Below are 585 nucleotides of genomic sequence, written 5' to 3'. Positions count from 1 at the left end.
ACATGATGAACATGGATATTCCGCCAATAACGAAATTGACAAGCACGTCGGAGGAAACTTTATAGATACCTTTTTCGGAAAGTGTAATAACTAACTTAAAAAAGCCTTCGCCGAGAATGATAAGTGTGAGTAGAGAGAAGCGTTCCGCCATATGACCGAGTCGAGGAGCAAAACGTTCATGGCGTAGTACAGAGACTTTCGGAATCATGTAAAGCGTTTGCGTGGCAACCAGAGCCGCCGCAAAGGCCCAGAAAGCATAGGGTTTTGGCAGAAATGCCGTAATGGCAAATATAATGGCGAAACTTGATAAGTTTCGGATCTGCTCATTGCACATCGAGTGTGTTTCTGAATTGTTTCGCCGAGCTCTTACATATAGCATGGCGAGCATTGCTCGATTCGCGGCAAATCCCAGTGCAAAGAAAGCCCATCCTTTCCCTTCAATTGCGGGTATCGCTGCGGCCATAAACATCAATGTACAGATCATTACTGACATAATGATACGATGCCAAATATCCGTGCTGACATAAATAGAGTTGAAAATACTGAGCTCACCCCAGGCATACCACAATGCAATGAAGATTCCAC

At 44.4% G+C, this 585-nt stretch carries 1 protein-coding gene; it reads right to left on the bottom strand.

What is annotated here, in order from left to right; translation table 11 throughout:
• On the bottom strand, positions 1 to 568 hold a 568-nt coding region (locus A3762_RS05375; protein ID WP_231878736.1), incomplete at its 3' end, for a low temperature requirement protein A.
• Positions 569 to 585: the final 17 nt, after the last annotated feature.

Source organism: Oleiphilus sp. HI0125 (assembly GCF_001635355.1).
The sequence above is the reverse complement of the archived record's forward strand: the minus strand, read 5'-3'. Positions and strand labels throughout refer to the sequence as shown.